The sequence below is a fragment of the Endozoicomonas sp. SCSIO W0465 genome, assembly GCF_023716865.1.
Taxonomy (GTDB): Bacteria; Pseudomonadota; Gammaproteobacteria; order Pseudomonadales; family Endozoicomonadaceae; genus Endozoicomonas.
In genome coordinates this window covers 344,469-367,916 of the sequence record NZ_CP092417.1, presented here as the reverse complement: position 1 = coordinate 367,916, position 23,448 = coordinate 344,469, and the positions used below count along the sequence as shown (strand labels likewise).

21 protein-coding genes and 1 pseudogene are annotated in these 23,448 nt (G+C 49.7%); 7 read left to right on the top strand and 15 right to left on the bottom strand.

Annotated elements, in window-relative coordinates:
• Nucleotides 1-31: 31 nt before the first annotated feature.
• A complete protein-coding gene (locus tag MJO57_RS01710) occupies nt 32-1,057 on the bottom strand; it encodes a PstS family phosphate ABC transporter substrate-binding protein (RefSeq protein ID WP_252026899.1) in 1,026 nt (341 codons plus the stop codon).
• A gap of 1,127 nt (nt 1,058-2,184) precedes the next feature.
• Here MJO57_RS01710 and MJO57_RS01705 point away from each other — a divergent pair.
• Nucleotides 2,185-4,683, top strand: coding sequence for a hypothetical protein (locus tag MJO57_RS01705; RefSeq protein ID WP_252022392.1), 2,499 nt, complete (start codon nt 2,185-2,187; stop codon nt 4,681-4,683).
• Nucleotides 4,684-4,693: 10 nt separating this feature from the next.
• On the opposite strand, the gene bioD is transcribed toward MJO57_RS01705, so the two are convergent.
• From bioD to bioB, 5 genes are read right to left on the bottom strand one after another with little or no spacing between them, the layout of a single operon-like run.
• Nucleotides 4,694-5,395: a dethiobiotin synthase gene (gene bioD, locus MJO57_RS01700; protein WP_252022390.1), complete on the bottom strand. Its 702-nt coding sequence runs from the start codon at nt 5,393-5,395 to the stop codon at nt 4,694-4,696.
• Nucleotides 5,396-5,404: 9 nt separating this feature from the next.
• Entirely contained in the window at nt 5,405-6,322 is a 918-nt protein-coding gene (gene bioC / locus MJO57_RS01695) for a malonyl-ACP O-methyltransferase BioC (protein ID WP_252022388.1), read from the bottom strand.
• Complete coding sequence (locus MJO57_RS01690; RefSeq protein ID WP_252022386.1) at nt 6,319-7,095, bottom strand: alpha/beta fold hydrolase; 777 nt, start codon at nt 7,093-7,095, stop codon at nt 6,319-6,321. Before MJO57_RS01690 ends, bioC begins: the two co-directional genes overlap by 4 nt.
• Nucleotides 7,095-8,303: an 8-amino-7-oxononanoate synthase gene (gene bioF / locus MJO57_RS01685; protein ID WP_252022384.1), complete on the bottom strand. Its 1,209-nt coding sequence runs from the start codon at nt 8,301-8,303 to the stop codon at nt 7,095-7,097. The genes MJO57_RS01690 and bioF overlap by 1 nt, the downstream gene beginning before the upstream one ends.
• The gene (bioB, locus tag MJO57_RS01680; protein ID WP_252022381.1) at nt 8,303-9,526 is read right to left on the bottom strand and encodes a biotin synthase BioB; all 1,224 of its coding nucleotides are present in this window, start codon (nt 9,524-9,526) and stop codon (nt 8,303-8,305) included. Before bioB ends, bioF begins: the two co-directional genes overlap by 1 nt.
• 262 nt (nt 9,527-9,788) lie before the next feature.
• Between bioB and MJO57_RS01675 the strand changes: the two genes are divergently transcribed.
• A complete protein-coding gene (locus MJO57_RS01675; protein WP_252022379.1) occupies nt 9,789-10,334 on the top strand; it encodes a ComF family protein in 546 nt (181 codons plus the stop codon).
• Here the strand turns inward: MJO57_RS01675 and MJO57_RS01670 are convergent, their stop codons facing one another.
• From MJO57_RS01670 to MJO57_RS01645, 6 genes are all read right to left on the bottom strand, one after another.
• Entirely contained in the window at nt 10,335-10,937 is a 603-nt protein-coding gene (locus tag MJO57_RS01670; protein ID WP_252022377.1) for a membrane integrity-associated transporter subunit PqiC, read from the bottom strand. It lies immediately after the preceding gene.
• Nucleotides 10,934-12,592 carry an intermembrane transport protein PqiB gene (pqiB, locus tag MJO57_RS01665; RefSeq protein ID WP_252022375.1) on the bottom strand — a complete coding sequence of 553 codons (1,659 nt, stop codon included), beginning with the start codon at nt 12,590-12,592 and terminating at the stop codon, nt 10,934-10,936. The genes MJO57_RS01670 and pqiB overlap by 4 nt, the downstream gene beginning before the upstream one ends.
• A 128-nt stretch (nt 12,593-12,720) precedes the next feature.
• Nucleotides 12,721-13,662 carry an IS4 family transposase gene (locus tag MJO57_RS01660; RefSeq protein ID WP_252022374.1) on the bottom strand — a complete coding sequence of 314 codons (942 nt, stop codon included), beginning with the start codon at nt 13,660-13,662 and terminating at the stop codon, nt 12,721-12,723.
• Nucleotides 13,652-15,166 (bottom strand): IS66 family transposase, encoded by a 1,515-nt coding sequence (locus MJO57_RS01655; RefSeq protein ID WP_252017330.1) that lies wholly within the window; start codon nt 15,164-15,166, stop codon nt 13,652-13,654. The genes MJO57_RS01660 and MJO57_RS01655 overlap by 11 nt, the downstream gene beginning before the upstream one ends.
• An 85-nt stretch (nt 15,167-15,251) precedes the next feature.
• Nucleotides 15,252-15,764 (bottom strand): transposase DNA-binding-containing protein, encoded by a 513-nt coding sequence (locus MJO57_RS01650; RefSeq protein WP_252022372.1) that lies wholly within the window; start codon nt 15,762-15,764, stop codon nt 15,252-15,254.
• Nucleotides 15,745-17,016, bottom strand: a complete 1,272-nt coding sequence (locus MJO57_RS01645) for a paraquat-inducible protein A (protein ID WP_252022370.1) — start codon at nt 17,014-17,016, stop codon at nt 15,745-15,747. Before MJO57_RS01645 ends, MJO57_RS01650 begins: the two co-directional genes overlap by 20 nt.
• A gap of 311 nt (nt 17,017-17,327) precedes the next feature.
• Between MJO57_RS01645 and MJO57_RS01640 the strand changes: the two genes are divergently transcribed.
• Nucleotides 17,328-18,326 carry a serine/threonine protein kinase gene (locus tag MJO57_RS01640; protein WP_252022368.1) on the top strand — a complete coding sequence of 333 codons (999 nt, stop codon included), beginning with the start codon at nt 17,328-17,330 and terminating at the stop codon, nt 18,324-18,326.
• A 4-nt stretch (nt 18,327-18,330) separates the two neighbouring features.
• On the opposite strand, the gene dnaB is transcribed toward MJO57_RS01640, so the two are convergent.
• Nucleotides 18,331-19,731 (bottom strand): replicative DNA helicase, encoded by a 1,401-nt coding sequence (dnaB, locus tag MJO57_RS01635; RefSeq protein WP_252022366.1) that lies wholly within the window; start codon nt 19,729-19,731, stop codon nt 18,331-18,333.
• Between the two features lie 284 nt (nt 19,732-20,015).
• Between dnaB and MJO57_RS01630 the strand changes: the two genes are divergently transcribed.
• Both MJO57_RS01630 and MJO57_RS01625 read left to right on the top strand, forming a co-directional pair.
• Nucleotides 20,016-20,813: a hypothetical protein gene (locus MJO57_RS01630; RefSeq protein WP_252022364.1), complete on the top strand. Its 798-nt coding sequence runs from the start codon at nt 20,016-20,018 to the stop codon at nt 20,811-20,813.
• Nucleotides 20,794-21,426, top strand: a complete 633-nt coding sequence (locus MJO57_RS01625; RefSeq protein ID WP_252022362.1) for an IS4 family transposase — start codon at nt 20,794-20,796, stop codon at nt 21,424-21,426. The genes MJO57_RS01630 and MJO57_RS01625 overlap by 20 nt, the downstream gene beginning before the upstream one ends.
• Here the strand turns inward: MJO57_RS01625 and MJO57_RS01620 are convergent.
• A complete protein-coding gene (locus MJO57_RS01620) occupies nt 21,413-22,150 on the bottom strand; it encodes a transposase (RefSeq protein WP_252022361.1) in 738 nt (245 codons plus the stop codon). The two genes, MJO57_RS01625 and MJO57_RS01620, sit on opposite strands and share 14 nt — an antisense overlap.
• Nucleotides 22,033-22,926 carry a DUF6444 domain-containing protein gene (locus tag MJO57_RS01615; protein WP_252022359.1) on the bottom strand — a complete coding sequence of 298 codons (894 nt, stop codon included), beginning with the start codon at nt 22,924-22,926 and terminating at the stop codon, nt 22,033-22,035. Before MJO57_RS01615 ends, MJO57_RS01620 begins: the two co-directional genes overlap by 118 nt.
• Here MJO57_RS01615 and MJO57_RS01610 point away from each other — a divergent pair.
• Nucleotides 22,925-23,398 carry a hypothetical protein gene (locus tag MJO57_RS01610; protein ID WP_252022356.1) on the top strand — a complete coding sequence of 158 codons (474 nt, stop codon included), beginning with the start codon at nt 22,925-22,927 and terminating at the stop codon, nt 23,396-23,398. The two genes, MJO57_RS01615 and MJO57_RS01610, sit on opposite strands and share 2 nt — an antisense overlap.
• Nucleotides 23,374-23,439 (top strand): annotated as a pseudogene (locus tag MJO57_RS33050) (hypothetical protein); the annotation flags it as partial. The gene MJO57_RS01610 and the pseudogene MJO57_RS33050, both read left to right, overlap by 25 nt.
• Nucleotides 23,440-23,448 lie beyond the last annotated feature (9 nt).

Sequence of the window (23,448 nt, the reverse complement as noted above, 5' to 3'; positions counted from 1 at the left end):
GTTTGTCTGCGGTTTACCGCCAGCAATGCCGTTATTTGCTGGCAACGGTCGTATTATCAAGACCCAGCTGAGCAAGGTATTTATCCACCACCTCGCCGGGAAGTGGGATATAGCCATCTTTCACCACCACTTCCTGCCCCTGTCTGGAAAGCACCAGCTTAACGAACTCTCGCTCAAGTGGAGGCAATGGCCTGTTGGGCTGCTTATTCACATAGACGTAAAGGAAACGTGACAGAGGGTAACTGCCATTAACGGCATTCAACGGCGTCGCTTCTTCAAAGGCCTGGCCTTCGTCCATGGCAAGTGCAACGGTTCTTACGCTGGAGGTTTGGTAACCAATACCGGAATAACCGATACCATTCAGTGATGCAGAGACAGACTGAACAACAGAGGCGGAGCCGGGTTGCTGATTCACACTGTTTTTGAAGTCCCCCTTACACAGGGCCTTCTTCTTGAAGTAGCCATAAGTGCCAGATACCGAGTTACGCCCATAGAGCTGCAGCGATCGATTCGCCCAGGCGCCACTCAGACCCAGATCCCCCCAGGTTTTTACATCACTGTCGGCACCACACTTGCGAGTTGATGAGAAAATGGCGTCCACTTCAGCCATGGTCAGACCTTTGATGGGGTTATCCTTGTTCACAAAGACAGCCAGCGCATCAATAGCCACAGGAATTGCCGTTGGCTTGTAACCATGCTTTTTCTCAAATGCCTCCAGCTCTTTATCCTTCATTTTCCGGCTCATGGGTCCAAAGTTTGAGGTACTTTCTGTCAGAGCGGGAGGTGCAGTGGAAGAGCCTGCAGCCTGAATCTGAACATTCACACTGGGATAAATACGCTTGAAATCTTCGGCCCAGAGCGTCATCAGGTTAGCCAGCGTATCTGAGCCGACGGATGACAGGTTACCGGATACCCCACTGGACTTATTATACGTTGGCAGCGTTGGATCCAGCGGGCTGGCCATTGCTGAGCCTATGGCCAGTACTGCAGCAGCAGACGCTGCCAGGGCCGATGCTGCCAGAGCCGATAAGAACGTTACGAGTTTTTTTATTTTCATCATTTGCTCTCCAGGTTTCGCACGCCCTGTCCTATTAAAAGTACCCTCCGGGGCTAGCAAAGATTGATCCGAGGCATGAGCCTCCTTACTTAACTTCTGGAAATCAAATATAGCGTTCTAATATGACAATTCTATGAAGGCAGAATAATTATCTGGATAAAATGCATGCAGAGATAGCTAAAGAGGAACCGGCATTCACAGACAGAGGCTACCTGCTACCTGTACCAGTCGAATCCGGAAAGGAAACTTTTTGTTTGTTTAACGGTCCAAGTTCATAAACGTATAAATCACGGATGGCCAGCGTCACCGAATTCCCAATTAAAATAATACAATAATTCAGGATAAGGGCGATCCCGGCGCATTAAAGGAACATGACTATGGATACTTCTCTTTTGCGGGCTTCCGCTGCAATATCACCCCCTCTGGATAGCAAAGCAACAATTAACTCTCAACCATTCAGTCCCGGCCCCCCAGCTGATTCTGACTACGGGACTTTAGCCGATAACTCCCGATTTGAATATCATTCAGTTGGTGAAAAGTCGATCGATCGGTGGTCGATAACCAAACCGGCCCAGGGCATTTATTCTGCTGTACGTGCATCCGGCAGTAGTCAGGGACGAGAAGACTGTTGCATACCAGAGAGCCAAAACCCTGAATCACCCTCAGTCAATAACGCTGCGATTACATTACTGAAAAAGTTAAAAGTAAAATCCGGATGGCTATCCAACGAGACTATTAAAGCAGCAATTATTGATCTTCAAAGGACAAATACATCACCAGTTACTTCAGATTCATTTGGTAAGATCATCCATCATTTAATCTTTTCGCATCTTATATATGCCGACAATCAACGCGTGCTCGAAAAGCTGCTCGATTTTGGTTACCAAATACCCACAGAAAGTGCTTGTTGCGAATTGATGAGCTTCGCGCTGTTCAAAAAAGTCTGTGAGCATGCACAGAACCCCGGAGCATTTGTAAGGGCGAATACCCTTAATATACTGACATACGGAACAGAGGAAAGCCTGCAGTTTTTGCTAGGGTACCTGACAGAACAAGAGGTTATTCAGGTAGTCAGGAAAAGTAACAGGTATTATGTCTCAACCTGTTTTGCCGGGTTCAAGCGTCTTATGGGGGCGCTTCCCGATACCTGTCCCGGCGTTGTAAAACTGTTCTGGAACGCCCTTCTCCCAATAACCTGTAAGGCGATTGACCGGGTGATCATGAAGCCGCAACAGGCCAATTGGCCCTCGCTGGCAGAAATGGGAGCGCTTAATACAACCATGCTGATTCAGACTTTGGTATGGTTAGACTTTCACCATCCTGAAACTATTTTACCATTGCTCAACGACTTGTCCGATCAACAACTAAATGTGCTGAGGTTGTTGACCCTCTCCCTGGGGTTAGAGCATTTTTCTTCCTGTCTTGCCAAAAGTAAACTTTCACCGCTCTCAGTAAATCAAAAGGATCTGTTTCACCAATTGCTTAAGTGCTTGAAAACAAAACCTGATTATTATTTGCTGCGGCCAGAAACCTGCACAGTGCTGTCTCCTCTTTTTGCGGCATCCGGATTAACCGTTGACGACATGAAAACACTGGCATCTGAGCGAGATGACCGTCAGCGCTTGCCGTTACAGACATTGTTGGAAGAGCATCTTGACTGTGCTGATGCCGATCCGTTTTTTGATCTGGATGAATCCCGATTCCAAACCTGGTTTGAGTTTCTGGTGCAACATACCCCAAAAGAAGCGCTTCCCGAGTGCCTCGGCTGCCTGCTGCGCAGCAAGGAACCCAAAAACATCAATTATTACTGGGCACTGCTCCTATTCCAACGGGCAGGCTGTGACCTCCTGAAAGTTCCGCTGAACATCACTTCAAATCCCCATTCGGAGCAGTGGATAAGTGATTTACCGGTCAGGGATTATACCAATGATCCAACCACCATTCATGAACTGTTGACATACCTTCAACAGCACCCTGACACCCTCTGTGACCCTGACAAAACCGACCGGATGATCACTCGCCTGAAGCTTTCACCCGCTTTTCAGGCAGTGACTCTGCTGGCCATGTCAGCAGCTGAACGCCGGGCATTGATTGCTCGCTGGCACCAGGACCCGGCCCGCATGAAGTCGCTGTTTTTAGACCGATACTTCTCATTGGAACAACATTACACAGGCCCCTGGCTGCCATTTATGGTTATCCTGCAGCATGATCTTCCAACCGTGACTGCTGATGCCGACGCTGCCGAAGTCCTGGAGACCCGGGTTGATCAATCGATGGCTGGTTTGCAGGACCGTGAACAGCTTGCCAGTTTACCACCTGGTTTGGTTACTGACTGGCAGAATGCCGAACAATTGGATATCTACGGTCGCAGTATTCATATTCGCAAAAAACGCAAGCACGCATCCAATGAACCATCGGATCCATGCAGCTTTCGTCTGAAATTCCGTAAAAAGCAGGATAATACCGCACCGGAACCCTGGGCCGATTTCACCCGAGAGCAGGCGGTATTGTCGGTGCTGGATGGTGGCAAACTGCCGCTTCAGTTAGAGAGCGGCTTGTTAAAGGCCGGAGGTGTGTACCGTTTACCGGAGGCTCGTCGCCTTTTATCCCGTGCTTGTTTTATCCCGGAGCCACTTCAGCAACCATTCCTTGATAGCGTGCATATCGAACCGCAAGGCCACACCTTTGTGCAGGTTTTGCAGGATACGCCCGCTACCAGGCACTATCACCACTATCCCTACCTGATCAATCCTGAATTGGGATTGACCAGGGACAGCGCCTTTGCCGGGATTCGGCTTTACTGCCGGGACAGCGGCAGACTCTGGCGGGCAGGGATCAAGAGCCCTGATGCCATGGGCGTTTTCCATACGCAGTCTGGCAGCAAAACCTGGAATCCACTGCCGGGCTATACCCTCAGGCGGCAGCACTTGTTCTGTACCAGCACCCTCTGCGCCTGGAATGCCCAGATTCCTGATATCGCCCATGCCCCTGCCGGGGCACGCGACTTTCAGGGGGTTATGGCTATGGACAAACTGCCTGGTGATATTTACGGAGAACGTCGGCTGGACTGGAATCATCCACAGGATGTCCGCCGTGCCCGATTGGTAGAACTGGCCAAACAGTTTTACGGCGCCACCCTGAATTGGCTGCGTGTACGCCATGATCTTGATGAGCTGGATCATAACGATCCAGAGCATTTGCACAGCCTTGCCAGTGAACTCATGACACTTTATGTGGATCTGTTCAGCCAGGCTTTTGGCGGAACCAATGAGTTCTGGACTGATACCTTCCGTCAGCGCCTGCCAGATGAGACCCTGAAACAGGCCGTTCGAGAGTGTCTCTATTGGTGCAGCCCGCAACACCCCTATGTCACGGACATTCATACCGGTCGGTTTCCCTCAGAGGTTTACCCGGAGCACCAACACCGTGATCTGCAGCTGCTAAGTCACGATCTGTATCAAGATGGGTTCAAGAGTCACCCTGATGTAGTCGGCGCCAATCTGGGGCTCACAAATATGGGTCAGATGGTGCTGCAACACCTGTCAGGCATTTTCTGGTTCGGGGTAATGGAAGGGGTGTATACAATACAGAGCGAGAAAAATAAGGATTTATCCGGCTCTGAATAATTTCCAGCGGTTATTTGATGGCAACCAGAGGTGAGATATCCAGATACCCTGCAACCCGACCAGAGCTGGTGTCTGACAGAAACGGCACCACACCAAGACAGGGGGCTGGAATCAGGTTTTTTAGTGTCTGAAAGTTTTCTTCGTATCGACTCATCCCGGGATCTATCTGATTGGCCACCCAGCCTGCCAATTTAACACCATCACGGAGAATGGCTTCAGCGGTAAGTAAAGCCTGACTGATACAACCCAGCTTCATGCCAACCACCAGAATGGCCGGAGTATTCAGTGCTTTTGCCAGCCCGGAGATCATCTCCCGTGAGTTCAGGGGCACGCGCCAGCCACCAGCGCCTTCAATAAGGGCCAGATCACTTTTATGCATCAAAGCACCGCGACAGTAACCCACCAGTCGATCCAGAGTGATACAAACACCCGCTTCCGCTGCAGCAATATGGGGTGCAACAGGAGGCTCCAGAGCCAGAGGGTTTACCTGCTCGTAAGGCAAAGAGAGCGTCATGGCCTCCATCAATGCCAGGGCATCCTGATTGCGAAGAGCGCTGTTCAGGCCATTTTCACTTTGGTGGCAGCCCGCAGAAACGGGCTTTAAGGCCAGTGTCGTTAACCCTGTTAATCGAGCGGCCTCAAGGAGCCCACAGGTAATGACCGTTTTTCCGGCATCGGTATCAGTACCGGTAACAAAATAAGTTTTCCCCATTTACTGCTCTCAATGTGGTTTCTGCAAGACGCCGTATATTACCTGATAGGTCAAAGGTAACCCTTCAGGCTGACGTATTTTTTCATAAGCCTGCTGTAACGTTTCGAGTTTCCGCCGGGTCAAAAGGCCACCTTTATCGGCCAAGACGGTGTTTACCCCCAGAGACTTTAAACTGTGCAACAGCGTGATCAAGTCCGGATAGAAGAGGGTCTCAGCTTTTATTGAAAAAGCCTGTCGAACCAGATCACTGTCATTCAAACACTGCTTCTGAGTTACAAAATTGTCAAAGCGGTTAACCCGGTCTTTTTCTCCTGCCAGGCACCATGCGTTATCCAGCTCTTTCAGGCTCCCTTCAGCCAGGGTAGAAAACACAAAAGTTCCACCAGGCTGCAGCACTCTGCTGACCTCGCACAGCACTTTTGCAAAGCTGCACCATTGGATAGCCAGATTGGAATAGATCAAATCAACAGCCCCGGACTTCAATGGAATGGACTCAATATCACCAGAACACCAATCAACCCTCGGGTGTTGGCTATGGTGCCGGGCAAAGTGGAGCATGCCCATGGCCAGATCCATACCGATAACCACGGCATCGTCATACCGTTCAGCCAACGTCATTGCATGCAAACCGGTTCCGGTACCCAGATCAAGAATACGGTAGGAAGCCTGTGACCCTGTTGATCCGGGCTGATTTGTTCTAATATCCGACCTGAGTTCCGCCGGTAACCCCAGCATCGTCCGGTCAGCAACCCGTTTCTGCAATATGGCCACCTGATCATAACTGTCCGCAGCCCGACTGAAATTGTCAGCGATACGCCGCTTTACACGAGCATTTGCCCGGTCCGTTATCACGCTTCTGGCAGAGGAGGCAGATTGACCATCTGAAATGGCATCTGCAACTTCATTATGTACAAGGGTCGTCTTCATGTTGCGACTCGCCCTTTCCCGCTGGACAATCGCCGCACCTCACTGACAACTGGCTCAGGATCATCCATAAAGAAACAATGCCCACCATCCAGAACCTGAACCCGATGTGCCGGAAAATCTTGCCCAATGGCATTAGCAGCACCCACAGGAACCAGCGCATCCTCTTTACCAAACAGATGGGTCACCGGACAGCGAATATCTGCAAACGCTGAACGCATATCGCTCTTGCCCAGTATGTCCAGAAGACTTAACAAGGTGTTGTCTTCGGCCTGATGATCAAGGTCCGCATCAGACATTAATGTCTGAAGGGCTTTCGTCAATGCTTTCGATTGTAAACTGCCAGAGCTGCAGAGCCGAGTAAACTGTTGCAGTGTCTTTTCACGGGACCGGGACATTCCGTGATAAAAGCGGGTAAATAACACCGGGTCCATTGCTGGTTCCCAGCCGTCATTCTGCACAAAACAGGCATTTGCCCCCAAGTTAACGACAGCTGCCACATTATTCGGATACCGGCTGGCATACAGTGTTGCCAGCATTCCGCCAAGCGACCATCCCACCAGCACTGTTGGCTTTTCAAACAGCTGGTGATCCAGATAAGTCAGCAATGATTCCCAGTCATGGCTTCTTTTGCAGGCTTCCGACTCACGAACCAGGCCAGGCAACTGGACGATGGAAACCCTGCGATGGTCAGCATCAAGGGCCTGGGCCAATGACTCCATCGCTCCGGCTGGCATGGCCCAGCCACTGATTAAAACGATCGGGTAATGGCTCATCAGGACAACGCTCCCCCGTTCCCACGCTCTGTGTGGGAATGCATGGATTGAACAGCTTGTGCGGCTATTTTAAGGGCATCCAACAGGCGATCGACATGATGCAACTCATGAGAGGTGCTGAAGGTAATGCGTAACCGGGAAGAGCCTTCAGGTATCGTCGGTGGACGGATTGCAGTGACCAGAATTCCCTGCTCAGACAACCGCTGACTCATGTCCGTTGCACGCCTTGCACAACCAAGCAGCAACGGTTGTATCGGTGTTTGGGAAGGCATCAGCGGCAACCCAAGCTGTTCACAACCGGACCTGAAATGCTTAATCAATGATTGCAAATGTTCCCTGCGCCAGTGTTGCTCCTGTAAAAGCTGCAGGCTGGTGCAGGTTGCCGAAGCCACTGCCGGCGGCATGGACGTGGTATAGATATAAGTCCGGGCAAACTGAATCAGTGTTTCGATCAATGCGTCGCTGCCGGCAACAAACGCACCCGCCGTTCCAAACGCTTTGCCCAGTGTGCCCACCAGAACAGGCAGTTGGTTCTGATCTAAGCCATAAGCTTCAGCAACACCACCGCCGGTTGCCCCCAGGAAACCGAAGCCGTGGGCATCATCCACCATTAACCAGGCCTGATGCTGTTCGGCAAGATCCGACAGTGCCTCTACCGGTGCAACGTCGCCATCCATGCTGAACACACCATCGGTGACGATCAGCTTGCGTCGGGCAGTGGTTTTCTGCAGTCGGTTATTGAGGTTATTCACATCGTTATGCAGGTAACGCTGGAAACGTGCGCCGGACAACTGCCCGGCATCCAGCAGCGATGCATGGTTCAGACGATCCTGAAACACCGCATCCTGCTTGCCCAGCAAGGCACTGATGACCCCCAGGTTGGCCATATAACCATTGGAAAACAGCAGGGTACGCTCCCGACCGGTAAATTCAGCCAGTGCTTCTTCCAGCTGGTGATGTGCTCTGCTGTGTCCCACCACCAAATGCGAGGCACCACCACCGAGCCCGTAGCTATCCGTTGCCTGACGAAAGCTCGCAATAACCTCCGGGTGGTTGGCCAGTCCGAGGTAGTCATTGCTGCAGAACGCCAGGTAGTGCTGACCATTAATAATAATCTCCGGCCCCTGAGGTGAGTCCAGCGTTTTACGACGACGATAAAGGCCAGCAGCGTAGCGGGCCTCAAGGTCCTGTTCCAGATTGAAACTCATCAGCCACGACCAGCCATGCTTTCAGGCGAGCTTGTCTGGGCCATTGCGTCGTAGTAGTGATCATTGTTTTTTTCAGCGTCGTACATCGCTTTGATCGGACACTGTCCATTGAGTTCAGACTGCTGCGGTGCCGATAACTCACCCCAATCATGACCTTCATTGATGCCGAGCCTGGCAAACAGCTGTCGGTCTTTGTTCGCTTCAGGGTTAGCGGTGGTCAGCAGTTTGTCGCCCAGGAAGATGGAGTTGGCGCCGGCAAGAAATGCCAGAGCCTGGAGCTCGTCACTCATCTGTTCCCGTCCGGCAGACAGACGAACATTGGAGGCTGGCATCATAATTTTGGCCACAGCAATGGTACGGACAAAATCAATGCCATCCACCGCATCCACATCAGCCAACGGAGTGCCGGCGACTTTCACCAGCATATTGATGGGTACACTCTCCGGATGCTTCGGCATGTTGGCCAGCTGAACCAGCATCCCGGCACGATCGCGTTCGGTTTCCCCCAACCCCACAATACCGCCACTACAGACATTCATGCCTGCCTCCCGGACAAACGCCAGGGTGTTCAGGCGGTCAGCATAAGTACGGGTTGTAATGATGTTGCCATAAAACTCTGGCGAAGTATCCAGATTGTGGTTGTAGTAATCCAGTCCTGCCTGAGCCAGTGCCGTTGCCTGATCCTCACTCAGCATGCCCAGGGTCATACAGGACTCAAGACCCAGTGCTTTCACCCCCTTGATCATCTCAATGATGTAGGGCATGTCCCTGGCGGGTGGGTTTTTCCAGGCGGCCCCCATACAGAAGCGGGTAGCACCGGAAGCTTTGGCTCTCTGAGCTTCTTCCAGTACTTTCTTTACCTCCATTAATTTCTCTTTTTCCAAACCGGTGTTGTAGTGACCACTCTGGGGACAATACTTGCAGTCTTCCGGACAGGCACCCGTCTTGATGGACAGCAATGTGCTAACTTGCACCTGATTGGGATCAAAATGTTTCCTGTGAGCCAGCTGGGCCTGAAAGATCAGATCATTGAACGGCTTTTGGAAAAGCGCTGCTACTTCTGGCAGAGTCCAGTCATGGCGAATAACGCTGTGGCCTTGAGAGACGCTGTGGCTGATGGCGCTGTGGCTGATGGCGCCGTGGCTGATGGCGCCGTGGCTGATGGCGCCGTGGCTGATAGAGCTGCGGAGACTTTCTGATGAAGCAGAGCTGGTACTGGTCATGACATCCTCTGGGGGAGAACTTCACGTTCAAAAATAAAGATGCAAAAGATGATAGCGAAATTACCGTGACCGTCAATCTATGAAACTTTTAAAGGTTTACAACTGGTCATACTTTAAACAGCAAGTGCAAATCAAATGCATTCTTTGCCGGGGTTTTACCACATTTGCCGAGCCACTCTGCCATTTATGCCTGGCAACATGTCCTGCCCCACTGAGCTTTTGCTCTTGCTGTGGCTTGCCCATTCAAGACAGTGAAACGGGAATGTGTGGTCAGTGCCTGAAACAGCCGCCTTTATTTGACCACTGTCTGGCACCATTCCTGTACCAGTTTCCCGTTAACCGAATATTACAACTGGTGAAATACCAGTCCAGACTGGAGCTGATAAAGCCAATGGCCACATCACTCGCTGAATTGTTGATGGAGTATTATCTTGATGATCAGTGGCCGGAAACCATGCTGCCGGTACCATTGCACCGTAAAAGGTTACGGGAAAGGGGTTATGACCAGACGCTACTGCTGACAAAAGCACTGAAAAAACTGCTCATCACCAAAGATCTGAGCATCGACCAGAAGCTGATCAAAAGAACCATCCACTCAGTGCCACAACAAAGTCTTGATGCCACCGCCCGGCAAAAAAACATTCGCAATGCTTTCACATTGAGCCGTAAACCGAAGTGGCATCATGTTGCCTTAGTCGACGATGTAGTCACCACAGGCGCCACCGTCAGTGAGATCACCAAACTATTGAAAAAAAGTGGTGTTGAACGTGTGGATATCTGGAGTATTGCCCGAACACCAGAGACCTGATCATTGCGCAGGATTATTCGCCATGACCAGTCCTGACAACTCACGGCCAAGGCCAGCAATCAATTGGTCAGTCGCTTTTGCCAGAGCATTGACCAATGCCGTATAACCATCAGCAGCCAGAGGTTCCTTAATGCTGAACGGCTGAGACTTAAGCAGCGCTCCCTGACCATCCAGTAAAGACCACTCTCCGGCAACCACGGCATACCCCTGATAACTGCCATTAAATTGTCGCAAGTTAACCAGCAGCGTTGCCACTTCAGGCGTCTTAATCTGCAGTGCACCAGGTACTAACCAGTAGCGATTTTGTTCCTGTCGGAGTCCGATCAGGAGGCGGTTGGCTAACTGCGTCGAAATATTCCCTGCCCAAAGATGCTGACGGGCAACCACCGCCTCGGTCGGTGACGTTTGGTAGACAATACCTTTGCTACCAAGAAGGTTATCCAAGCCAACAGGGGCAAGAACGATGATCGGTTTTTCAGCTTGATAGTCAGCATTGGCCTTGATTGAGTCGGAAGTGAGCAGGTAGCTTTTTGCCTGAGGTACCTGCGAACCACACCCTGTCAGGAAGGATACGATAATCGTAACAGCAAGCAATACGTTCATGGGTTGCTTCCTTTAACCGGGATAGGGTCGGCGGCCTCTTTCGCACCAAAAATAAGGGCGTCCGGCTGTTCATTCAGGGTTTGCAGTAATGGGGACAGTTGCCCCAGTGCCTGATTGATGCGCAACAGCACCTGCGCAATTTCTGCGTAGTTGGTTGAGCCGGGCCTGAACCCCTGCAAAATAGACTGCAAGTCGGCCAGGGTTCCATGGATAGCCTGTGGCAGTTGCTGCGTCTCTTTCTGCACCAGCAGGCTGTCAACATCCTTCAGTGTTTTCTTAAGTTGCTGACCTGCAACATCAAGACTGACCAGGCTCTGGTTCAAATAATCAGCCGTCTTATCAATGGGCAGTTTTTCGAGTTTGCTGAGAATATGTTCAACCTGATGCTGCAGTAGGACAAACTCGCCCTCTATGGTTGGGAATACGTTGTAACCGTAGTAGGTTCTGGTAGCGTCACTCCCGGATGTATGCACTTTATCCGGATAAAAATTGATGTCGATATACAACGAGCCGGTGAGATAGTTTGCCGTTTTGAGGGATGCACGAAGACCATTATTAAAGGCATTGGCAAAGCTCTGCTCCAGCTGCTCAATGTTTTCCCGGGAGGATGCCAGCTGATCAATACGCTCCAGCTCGAAATTAACCAGCACAGGAATTTTCATCTCAGCCACCGAGGCCTTGCCGTTCAACACCAAAGGAACCTGCTTTACCGTGCCGATACGAATGCCACGGTACTCAACCGGAGCACCCGGTGAGAGACCACGCACAGAGTCAGTAAACAACATGGCGTAGGAGATAAGCTGCTCATACATGTTAGCCCTGACTTCCTGTAAATTATCGTAGAGTTCAAACTCGGACATTTCTTCTTTTAAAAGCTCCCCTTCAGGGGAACCCTCAGGTACCGCAAAAGTAACGCCTCCGGCAATCAACGTTTCCAGAGAAGCAAAGTCGATGCTGAATCCCCGGGCGTTCAGATTAAAATCAATACCTGAGTTGAGCCAAAACCGACTTCGGGTACGAAGCAGGCCGCTATAGGGTTGGAAGATAAACAGCTGATAATTGGCCTGATGCTTTTCCACATCAAAACCGGTTTTCTCAACCCGCCCCACCACATAACCTTCGTACATGACAGGATCCCCGATAGTCAGCTTTCCCGCTTCTCTGGCAACCAGCATGACCCGGGTTCCCTTAACGTCTGGCCCGGCAATGGGAGGGGCACTGAGCATAACAAAATCAGCTCGTTTCTCTTTTGAATCGCCGGGTTCCAGCTCTATGTAAGGACCTGAAAGCAGGGTTTCCAGACCCGTCACACCTTCAGTACCGATGCGCGGTTTCACCAGCCAGAACTCGCTGTCTTTACGCAGCATGCGATCGGTGCCGCTATCCATTCGAACCGTCAGGTCAATCTGATTGTAGTCCTGACTCAACTTGATGGCCGTTACCATGCCCACTTTGACACTGCGCACCTTAACCAGAGTTTTGTCCGGTACCACACCCTCTGCGGTCTGAACGGTTAAATGGATTTCAGCCCCTTGCTGACTCATGTACTGATAGATCATCCAGGCGGCCACAATCAAAGACACGATCGGAATGATCCAGACTGGCGAAAAGCGTCGATCCTGGGATACGGTTGCCGTTGGCTTTACTTTATCCATTAAAGCGCTGCCTTGCTGTCAAAATGCTGATGGTTTTTAGCAGTCATAGGTTCATTACCGGAGGAACAGGGAATCGTTTTCCAGAGGATGCGCGGGTCGAAAAACCGGGTGGAGAGCCTGACTCTTGATCACATCTCTCCAGCGCTGAACTGCCGGGCTATCTGCCAGGTTTTTACCCGATCCTGCAATTTCGCCCAGCCTTCCCATACCACTAACCAGCCGGGCTGCCCTGTATGCTTTGAATCACCCCAACCACCAAGCCGAGCAATCGTTTGAAGCAGCCAAGTGACTGTTGGCGGCTTATCGGGCAACGCTTTTTTTTCATAGGTTAGCCAGAGAACCTGCCATTCATCATCACTGACCACCTCATTCGCGAGTGTTTTTTCACTCCAAAGCTTTCTGTCTTTGTGCTGCCTGTCATTCGGTAACATTAATGCTTCACGGATTTGCATTAGTCTGACAGCGACAAACATTAATATGACCGCAAGTCGTTCAATGTTATCCGGAGATTGCAGACGAAGCCTTTCTACTCCTGCTCCCGATTTCCAAGCCTTATGGAACTCTTCTATTCGCCATCGGAGCTCGTAAAATCGAATGATAGAGCGACAGTCTTCGAATGTTTCAATATCTTCAGTTGTCAATAGTACCCAGTGCAAACGGTCTTCGGAGTCATTGCCAATCTCTTCAGCCGACACAATATTCATAGTTACCGGTTCCGGCCTGCCGCCTGGCCTTTGCGGCGCCTGTATTGTCATCTTCTTTCTTTTGACCTGCAGCGTTGCCTTTCGCTTCTTTCTACCTCCTTTTTGAGGAACCACTATCGTATATTTCCCCAACACTTCAGTCTGAGCTAAGGAATCAAATAATAAGAGTTCGCCATCCACCAGGATTCTGTTTTGTGTAGCTCTTACAACAAACCGCTGTCGGTTATCCAGTTTGTAGTGCATATATTCGTATATATCCGCCTCCCGGTCGCAAACACTGATGATGTCAGGCATTTTACCCCCCATCCTTTGTTCTGTGTTTTCAGAGGCTCTTTGCCACTTAAAGCTTTCGTAACTATTCAGCACTGAGCAAAGGCATATTACAGTAATTCCGAACAGCTCTATGAAGTGATTGATATATGTCCATTCCCTGTTTTCTGGCAGACGACAAATAGCTGCGAATCCGTGCAAACATAGAACCACCGTCTGCACTCCTGAAGCAGCCTGAGATTTTCTGCTTTAACTTGGCCATTCGAACATCCCGCTCACTGCCATTGTTATCGAAGGGAATGGTAAAATCTGACATGAAGCGCAGTGTCTCAGCCTTGAACTCAGTGAGTCGTTTGAAGAGATTGTAAGCTTTAGTATTCTTGACTTTCTTGCGCTTAAGCTCCTCTCGTTGCTTCTCCATATAGACGACTTCTTTCATTAGAGCCCGCTGAAGCAACCGGTCATAAATCTTCTCGATTCGTTCACAGACAACACTTGGCATCTGTAGCATACCTATGGTCTTAAAGCCCTTGCAGTAATGCCAGGAAAGCCTCAGTAGCTTCATCAATCGCAACGCCAGTTGATTGCTGTCCCTATCAACAACACCCAAAAGCTCCCTCAGGTGATGGGCATTGCAAAGTACGTGAGTTGCCGCATATGCAAAATAGGATTTCCAATGATCATGAACCAGAACGCCTGCAAATGTTAGCAGTATGCCCATCGTGTCCATGGCCTCACGACCTCGCTTTTCAGACAAGTAGTAGAGCGTCCATTGTTCATCCCGCATAACGTGTAGCCAGTGCAAAGAGCCCTCGGCCCGCATACCCGTTTCATCGGCTCCGGCAACAGACGATTCCCGCAAGGCGTCACGAATAACCTCTTCAGTAGAAGCCAGATTTTCATAGGTTCTGGCCACAAAATTGGCGACAGTGCCTGCACTTACACTCATTTTATAGAGAGTATTAAAATACTCTGACACGCGCTTAAAAGGCAGGAAATGGTATTGGTTAAGATAGACGGCCATAGCCTGTGTGGCTGAGCCATATTGTGCGGCAGCGGTAACACCTTCCGGGAATTCAGCCTGATTCCGACAACCACAAGTGCAGATTTTTACTTCAGCTCTATGGGCCGTTACTTCAAATTCACCCGGTCTCCCTGGTTCAAACACCTGTCGTTCAATATATTTGACCGGCTCACTATCAAGAAGAGACGCCTGACATTTATTGCATTCTTTAACCGGAAGGTACTCAATATAGTCAGGGATATCGACCTGTTTAAGACAAGTGCCCTGATGCCCTTTCTTTCCACCGGCTTTATTACCAGAAGACTGTCTCAGACTTTTAGGATTGGGTTTTTCATCCGATGGATCGGTACCTTTATCTGCGGAAAGGTCGTCAGAATGATCTGGAGAATTACTGTTTTTACAAGGTTTTTGATAACCATCAGACGATGGCGGCTTGCTGCTGTTTTGACTGTTCTTGCCAACCTTTTCTTCCAATTCTCGACATCGCTCTTCCAGACAGGCAACTCTCATCCGCAGCTCTGCATTCTCTTTCAAGAGAATCTCAGCCGACATAGTTGCGGGTAGTTCTGGAATCATGCTGGCGAATATTGTGGAAAAATGGTGCTTAAGAGGATGGTATAAAAATCAGAAAATTCCAGATTTATGTGGGGGTGCTGAACAGTTACAAGCTTTCCTTTCCCTCGTAAGGTAGCTGACGACGTTGGTTCTTTTTCCCCCGCTGAACGTCCTCTCTAACCCATCGTTCTTGATCAATAAGCCCAATGCTTCGCTCTGTATCCGCATCAACCAAGAAGACAGAGTGGACGTGGAATCCTCTGGTTTTAGAGCCTTCAGGACCTCCAAGATCACCAAGCTCGGATCTGACAGCATGTTTATAACCCAGGGTTGTTGTATCTTCGAGAGCCAGAAGTAGGCGAGACTGTCTCGCTATTTTGGCAGTTGCCTGAAAGCCTGCCTCAGCTATTGCTTCAGGCTTTACGGCCTCATTCTCAATCAGCCGGTAAGCTCCAGTTACCAGTGCGGTATAACCTTCGCATGAAGATGACAAAGAATTACCGGTATGAGCTGAAAGCTCGGCAGCAACTTTGACAAGTCGTTTTGTACGTCGAGTATCGCCCAAATCAGCACATCCAAAAGTTAGTTCTGACCATGGTTTAGGAGAAAGTGGAAGCATGACCTGTTTTATCAGTGAGAAATGATAGAACAAGGTAGCTATTTGTGATCAAGAGACAGGTGGAGAGCAGAGTAAATATCACCACCAGGGCAAAATAAAATACCGCTCTGCCGGGAGTAACACGCATAAGTTCGCCAAATTGAACCAGCGCCGTCAGGATGGCAACGACGAAGACATCAATCATCGACCAGCGTCCGATGACCTCAATAAACCGATAGAGTTTCAATCGCTCCAGCACAACCTGAAAGGAAACTTCTTCGCGCCTGCGCTGAGAGCAGAGCAGGTGGACCAGAATCAGCATCTTGGTCATTGGCAGGATAATGCTGGCGGTCAGAATCACCAGTGCAACCGGGTACGAGCCCAGCTTCCAGAGTAATAGCACGCCATCCATGATGGTGGAGCCGTCAGTGTCACCGAAACTGGTGGTGTACATCATGGGATAGAGGTTAGCCGGAAAATAAAAGATCATAGAGGTCATCAGTACCGCTGTCGTCAGTTGGATACTTTTTCCGGGGTTATAGGGAAACAGCCGAAAATGACAACGCTGACAGTACGTCAGCGTATCGAGGTTTTTATCAGTGGCAGGATTGATCTGGTTGCATAAAAAACAGACCAGATGATTACCGGTCAGATGACTGTCTCCGGGCTGCACATTTGCGGTACTGACCGGTGCAAAAAGACAGGTGCAAAGCCAATACCTGTCGGCTGTGCGAGAACATTTAACCACCAGCAGCGCAAAGACAAAGTAAGTCCAGAAGGCTTTACCAATACTGATATCTGACAGGGATGCCATTTTAATGATACTGATCAACGCCCCAATGAAGAAAATATCCACCAGTAACCAGCGCTCAATGCAAAAAACAAAACGAAAAAGCCGTTTAACCCATGGGGAGTCACCAGGGTACGTTGGCGATGCTGCTGAGTTCCTGGCCATGGCAAACAGAGTCATCAGCCCCATCAAATAGAATGCAGGCAGAAAAATAATAGTCAGCAGCAACAACGAGGCCAGTGCCGCCTTGTTGAAGTAGAAAAATACGATCAATACATCAATCAGGGCGACCTGCTGCGAGATTCCCTCAACATCTATCGCCATAAATGGAAAGAAACAGCTAACCCCCTGCAGTATCAATGCCGCAAGACCAAGGGCAAATACTTTTCTGTGGCTGCCTTTTATTCGTATAACCAGCGAGTTAGCACAGCGCGGGCAGGAAGCGACCTGATTTTCAAGTAAATCGGGAACTCGAGAAACCATGCCGCATTCCTTACAGGCTGCAAGAAATGGGGAGTCGGGAACCATACCTGATAACTGCCAAGGGTATTACCGGGAAATTATAGAATCAAACTCGGTTTATGTATGCCCGGAAAACGGTTGAGTCTTTAATTGAGTCTTTAAAGTAGCAGCCCACAGGTGGTCAGAATATTTCTGACTTCTAATACCGGCACTGTGCAAGACACAACGAAGAACGACGCCTCAGATCAGAATTCCATCCGGCGTTAGTGGCCAGCCTGTACTATTGGTTATAGAATCCCCTCCACAGAACTCAGACTCCTGCGGAGGCCAGCATGAATATGCCTACTCAACATCCATACGACCAGCTGACTCCTGACCGGGTACTGGACGCTGTTGAGAGTGCCGGGTTTCTGAGTGATGCCCGGATTATGGCATTAAACAGCTATGAGAACCGGGTTTACCAGGTAGGCATTGAGGACAATGATCCCCTGATTGCAAAATTCTACCGCCCTGAGCGCTGGTCAAAAGATCAGATCCGGGAAGAGCATCAGTTCACCCTGGACCTCAAGGCCATGGAACTGCCCGTCGTTGCTCCGATCGCTGATGAAGCAGGCCAAACACTGCATGAGTTTGAAGGCTTTCTATTTGCCCTGTTTCCCCGTCAGGGCGGTCATGCACCGGAACTGGACAACCCGGACAACCTGCTAACCCTTGGCCGCACCCTGGGTCGAATGCACAAACTGGGATCAGCCAGTGACTTCCAGCACCGTCCGGCGATCAACTTGCAGCGATACGGCATTGATAATGTTGAGTATCTGCTGGAAAACGACTTTATTCCTGCATCGCTCCTGGAAGCTTACCAGACCCTGACCCGGGATCTGCTCCATCGTCTGGAACGCATGACTCAGCAACACACGTGGCAACCCATTCGTGTCCATGGTGACTGTCATGGGGGAAATATCCTCTGGCGGAATGACGCTCCTCACTTTGTTGATTTTGACGACACCTGTATGGCGCCAGCTATTCAGGATATCTGGATGCTGTTATCGGGAGACCGAAGAGAACAAACTCTGCAAATGGCCGAGATTCTGGAAGGCTACACAGAGTTTATGGATTTCAACCCGTCAGAACTGAATCTGGTGGAATATTTCCGTACCCTGCGATTAATCAATTACAGCGGCTGGCTGGCCAAGCGCTGGGATGATCCCGCCTTTCCCATGGCATTTACCTGGTTTAATACCGAGCGGTACTGGGCGGAGCATATTCTTGAATTGCGGGAACAACTGGCAGCCCTGGACGAGCCACCACTTTCCGTCTTTGGGCAGGTTTAAAAAATCAGTCTTCCTCAAACCGGTAAGCATCCGGTGCCAGATTCTCAAAGCGGGTGAATTGGCCAATAAACGCCAGTCGGCAGGTACCGATAGGGCCATTCCGCTGCTTACCGATAATGATTTCAGCAACCCCCTTGTACTCGGTATCCGGGTTATACACCTCATCCCGGTAGATAAACATGATCACGTCGGCATCCTGCTCGATGGCGCCGGATTCACGCAGGTCGGAGTTGACCGGCCGCTTATTGGGTCGCTGCTCAAGAGAACGGTTCAACTGTGACAGGGCGATAACCGGAACATTAAACTCCTTGGCAATGGCTTTCAACGATCGGGAGATTTCCGAAATCTCGTTGGTCCGTCCCTCACCAAAACCGGGAATCTGCATCAACTGCAGATAGTCGATCATGATCAGGCCCAGGCTCCCATGTTCCCGGACCACCCGGCGAACCCGTGAGCGCATTTCCGAGGGGCTGATACCCGCCGTATCGTCAATAAACAGCTTCTTGTCCTTGATTCGCTCAACCGCCGACAACAGTTTTGGCCAGTCTTCTTCTTCCAGCTGACCACTTCTTACCTTGGACTGGTTGATCCTGCCCAGGGAGGAAAGCATACGCATCATCAGCTGTTCACTGGGCATCTCAAGGCTGAATACCATCACGCCCTTGTCACTGTTCAGCAGGGCGTTTTCCACCAGGTTCATGGCAAACGTTGTCTTACCCATGGACGGACGGGCAGCGACAATAACCATATCGGACGGCTGCAGGCCGGAGGTCATTTCATCCAGATCTTTAAAACCGGTGGTGGTACCGGTAATGGCATTCCCGGCATTAAACATCTCATCAATTTTCTTGACGGTGTTTTCAAGAATTTCCCGGACCCCCATCGGGCCACCGGTGTTCGGGCGTTCTTCGGCAATATTGAAGACCAGCCGCTCGGCCTCATCAAGAATCGCCTGACTGTCTTTCCCTTCCGGATTGTAGGCACTGTCGGCAATCTTCTGGCCGGTATTAATCAGCTTGCGCAGCACCGAACGCTCATAAATGATCTCGGCATAGGCCCGGATATTGGCCACGCTGGGAACGCTGCCGGCCAGCTCCGCCAGGTAAACCAGCCCACCCACTTCATCCAGTTCACCCCGGTTTTCCAGAATTTCGGCAACGGTCAGCGGGTCAAAAGGTTTGCTCTCATTACTCAGTACACTGATGGATGCATAGATACGCCGATGCCCCGGATTGTAAAAATCATCCGACGTCAGCTTATCAACCACCCGGTCCCAGGCCTGATTATCCAGCATCAGCCCACCGAGAACGGACTGCTCCGCTTCGATGGAGTGGGGAGGTGTTTTAATGGCAACCGTCGCTTCATCAATGGGAAGCGCCAGTTCGCGAGGACTGACATCCAGCATATTAACGTTCTGCGGAAAAGAGTAGTGGCATGTCAGGATACCTGATTCCGACGTTCAGAAGGAATAACGATTTTCATCCACTGGCTTCATAACATGGCACAGCATTCAGTCAGAAACTGGAACCATCGTAAAATCAGTGGTTATCTAGTTCTCGTCCAAAAACACAACCAATTGAAAACTGTAGATTTTATCCTGAAAAATTAAGTGGAGCCCTACTGCTATCTGGCGACTAAACTTCCCAAGAGCAAGAAACATAAGGGATTGCCAAAAACAGAGGACTCCAAATGCGCAAAAAACGCAACCCGCAGTGTAGTATGGAACTCCATTACGTACCTCATGAAATCTGCTCCCAGCTTTCCGGTATCTCGCAATGGCTTGACGCCCATCCACAGTTCAATGACTGGATTTATGAGGACTTAAGTTCTGGTGATAAACAGAACACTGGGCGGAACGGACTATCAGCAGAATCCGTTCTTCGTGCGGCACTCCTGAAACAGTATTTGAATTGTGATTATGACTACTTGTCGTTTGTTTTGATGGACTCCATGCTCTTTCGAGACTTTTGTCGCCTCGAACCAAACCAGCGCCCCAGTCGCTCCAGTTTGCATGGGCTCATCAGCCTTCTTACTGCATCTACATGGGAACGGATTAATAACTGTCAGCTAATGACCGCTAAAGATCAGGGTATTGAAAAAGGGCGCACTGTGGCTATTGACAGCACAGTCACCGAATCGGATATCAAACCTCCTTGCGACAGTGATCTTTTAGCCAGTTCCGTTAAAGAAATTTGTCGGCTGCTGGAACGGGGACAAACACTGACAGCGACACCGCTTTATGAATATACCCATCACAACCGAGCCGTAAAAGATGCGGCCAGAAAATGCATCTACGCTGGCAAAGAAGAGCGGCATCAGCATTATAAAAAACTGCTGCAGTTGACCCGAAAATCCCGGAAGGTACTTATCGAAGCTACTGTCACGCTAGCAAACGCCCGTCAGCAGGGCTGTCTCTTGATCACAAATAGCTACCTTGTTCTATCATTTCTCACTGATAAAACAGGTCATGCTTCCACTTTCTCCTAAACCATGGTCAGAACTAACTTTTGGATGTGCTGATTTGGGCGATACTCGACGTACAAAACGACTTGTCAAAGTTGCTGCCGAGCTTTCAGCTCATACCGGTAATTCTTTGTCATCTTCATGCGAAGGTTATACCGCACTGGTAACTGGAGCTTACCGGCTGATTGAGAATGAGGCCGTAAAGCCTGAAGCAATAGCTGAGGCAGGCTTTCAGGCAACTGCCAAAATAGCGAGACAGTCTCGCCTACTTCTGGCTCTCGAAGATACAACAACCCTGGGTTATAAACATGCTGTCAGATCCGAGCTTGGTGATCTTGGAGGTCCTGAAGGCTCTAAAACCAGAGGATTCCACGTCCACTCTGTCTTCTTGGTTGATGCGGATACAGAGCGAAGCATTGGGCTTATTGATCAAGAACGATGGGTTAGAGAGGACGTTCAGCGGGGGAAAAAGAACCAACGTCGTCAGCTACCTTACGAGGGAAAGGAAAGCTTTAAGTGGCAAAGAGCCTCTGAAAACACAGAACAAAGGATGGGGGGTAAAATGCCTGACATCATCAGTGTTTGCGACCGGGAGGCGGATATATACGAATATATGCACGTAACTATTCAGCACTGAGCAAAGGCATATTACAGTAATTCCGAACAGCTCTATGAAGTGATTGATATATGTCCATTCCCTGTTTTCTGGCAGACGACAAATAGCTGCGAATCCGTGCAAACATAGAACCACCGTCTGCACTCCTGAAGCAGCCTGAGATTTTCTGCTTTAACTTGGCCATTCGAACATCCCGCTCACTGCCATTGTTATCGAAGGGAATGGTAAAATCTGACATGAAGCGCAGTGTCTCAGCCTTGAACTCAGTGAGTCGTTTGAAGAGATTGTAAGCTTTAGTATTCTTGACTTTCTTGCGCTTAAGCTCCTCTCGTTGCTTCTCCATATAGACGACTTCTTTCATTAGAGCCCGCTGAAGCAACCGGTCATAAATCTTCTCGATTCGTTCACAGACAACACTTGGCATCTGTAGCATACCTATGGTCTTAAAGCCCTTGCAGTAATGCCAGGAAAGCCTCAGTAGCTTCATCAATCGCAACGCCAGTTGATTGCTGTCCCTATCAACAACACCCAAAAGCTCCCTCAGGTGATGGGCATTGCAAAGTACGTGAGTTGCCGCATATGCAAAATAGGATTTCCAATGATCATGAACCAGAACGCCTGCAAATGTTAGCAGTATGCCCATCGTGTCCATGGCCTCACGACCTCGCTTTTCAGACAAGTAGTAGAGCGTCCATTGTTCATCCCGCATAACGTGTAGCCAGTGCAAAGAGCCCTCGGCCCGCATACCCTTTCATCGGCTCCGGCAACAGACGATTCCCGCAAGGCGTCACGAATAACCTCTTCAGTAGAAGCCAGATTTTCATAGGTTCTGGCCACAAAATTGGCGACAGTGCCTGCACTTACACTCATTTTATAGAGAGTATTAAAATACTCTGACACGCGCTTAAAAGGCAGGAAATGGTATTGGTTAAGATAGACGGCCATAGCCTGTGTGGCTGAGCCATATTGTGCGGCAGCGGTAACACCTTCCGGGAATTCAGCCTGATTCCGACAACCACAAGTGCAGATTTTTACTTCAGCTCTATGGGCCGTTACTTCAAATTCACCCGGTCTCCCTGGTTCAAACACCTGTCGTTCAATATATTTGACCGGCTCACTATCAAGAAGAGACGCCTGACATTTATTGCATTCTTTAACCGGAAGGTACTCAATATAGTCAGGGATATCGACCTGTTTAAGACAAGTGCCCTGATGCCCTTTCTTTCCACCGGCTTTATTACCAGAAGACTGTCTCAGACTTTTAGGATTGGGTTTTTCATCCGATGGATCGGTACCTTTATCTGCGGAAAGGTCGTCAGAATGATCTGGAGAATTACTGTTTTTACAAGGTTTTTGATAACCATCAGACGATGGCGGCTTGCTGCTGTTTTGACTGTTCTTGCCAACCTTTTCTTCCAATTCTCGACATCGCTCTTCCAGACAGGCAACTCTCATCCGCAGCTCTGCATTCTCTTTCAAGAGAATCTCAGCCGACATAGTTGCGGGTAGTTCTGGAATCATGCTGGCGAATATTGTGGAAAAATGGTGCTTAAGAGGATGGTATAAAAATCAGAAAATTCCAGATTTATGTGGGGGTGCTGAACAGTTACATATGCACTACAAACTGGATAACCGACAGCGGTTTGTTGTAAGAGCTACACAAAACAGAATCCTGGTGGATGGCGAACTCTTATTATTTGATTCCTTAGCTCAGACTGAAGTGTTGGGGAAATATACGATAGTGGTTCCTCAAAAAGGAGGTAGAAAGAAGCGAAAGGCAACGCTGCAGGTCAAAAGAAAGAAGATGACAATACAGGCGCCGCAAAGGCCAGGCGGCAGGCCGGAACCGGTAACTATGAATATTGTGTCGGCTGAAGAGATTGGCAATGACTCCGAAGACCGTTTGCACTGGGTACTATTGACAACTGAAGATATTGAAACATTCGAAGACTGTCGCTCTATCATTCGATTTTACGAGCTCGATGGCGAATAGAAGAGTTCCATAAGGCTTGGAAATCGGGAGCAGGAGTAGAAAGGCTTCGT